Source organism: Bradyrhizobium guangdongense (assembly GCF_006483445.1).
GTDB lineage: Bacteria > Pseudomonadota > Alphaproteobacteria > Rhizobiales > Xanthobacteraceae > Bradyrhizobium > Bradyrhizobium guangdongense_A.
Window position 1 is genome coordinate 1 of sequence record NZ_PPPT01000313.1, and the last position, 1,286, is coordinate 1,286.

2 protein-coding genes are annotated in these 1,286 nt (G+C 62.2%); both read left to right on the top strand.

Translation table 11 applies throughout. From position 1 onward, the window contains the following. Nucleotides 1–602: DMT family transporter (locus C2U70_RS32355; protein WP_140982776.1), on the top strand; the 602-nt coding region annotated here is incomplete at its 5' end. 188 nt (nucleotides 603–790) lie between these two features. After that, nucleotides 791–1,286: hypothetical protein (locus C2U70_RS32360; RefSeq protein ID WP_140982779.1), on the top strand; the 496-nt coding region annotated here is incomplete at its 3' end.

The window sequence follows — 1,286 nt, forward strand, 5'->3', positions numbered from 1 at the left end:
TGTGGCTGCCGGCGAGCGAGGCGGCGCTGATCGCCTACACCATGCCGGTGTGGGCCTCGATCATCGCCTGGCCCGTGCTCGGCGAGCGGCCGACATTGTTGCGCACCATCGCGCTGGTGATGGCCTTTGCCGGCCTCGCCGCCATCATGGGCGGCAACGGGATTGCCGCGAGCGAGGAGAAGCTGCCGGGCATCATCATGGCACTCGCGGGCTCGATCGGCTTTGCGGTCGGCACCGTCTTGTCGAAGAAGCTGCCGATCCATCTGCCGCCGATCACGGCGGCGGCCTGGCAGATCGGCACCGGCTGCCTGCCGGTTGCGGTGGTGGGCCTGCTGATCGAGACCACGCATCTGGACAGGATGACGACGGTCGGCTGGGTGCTCGTGGTCTATTCCACCGTCGTGCAGTTCTGCATCGCCTATGTGAGCTGGTTTGCAGCGCTGGCGCGCCTGCCGGCCTCGGTCGCCGCGATCGGCACCATGGCGGTGCCCGTCATCGGCGTGGTGTCCTCGGCCATCGCCCTGCACGAGCCGCTGGGGCCAGGGCAGATCGCGGCGCTGGTGTTCACGCTCGCCGCGGTTGTGCTCGCGACGCGCGGGTAGTAGCAATGGGCGAAGCTCGTTTTGCGCGAAGCGGTCCGATCTCGTTTCAGCGCACGCCTGCGGCGTTTGAGGATTTCTCTGCGTAGTGCTGCGGTGCATTGATTTTGGGTATTGCGATCGCGAACAGATCGCGACCTGCGCGGCACGCAAAAACTTCATTCAGTCTATATTGCAATTTAAGCGTATCCATGCAATTTGTGGCGCGTTACACGTACAAATTGATTTTTATTGGAGGTGGTCTGATGGTTGACCATTACCCTGACCCTCCGTCTCACATCGAAAGCACATCATTTCGTCCGGGTGCGGTTCCGGGTGCAGTTCCGGGTGCAGCGAATGAGCCTACGATTCCGATCGTCGGCTATGGGCCCGAGACACAGTCGGGCAAGCGTCGGATCTATCTCGACGCGGGTCGCACCTACTACGCCGAAATTCCGAAACCTGATGAGGCGATTGTCGAGACGGTGAATCTTGATCCTGCCGCCGGCCGCGTGCGCTTGTCGGTGCGGCCGACGACCAAAGTGGATATCGGACAAATTCATAGGGACGTGGAGGCTTCAATGTTGAATGCATTTCTTTATGGAGCTGCCCCTGGTGGGATCGGCACCCAAGGTCTCGTTTGTGGCGCGCCTGGCGGCGGCTCGTTCTTCCCGCCAGGTTGGCCGACCCACGGTTGCTTCTCGACAT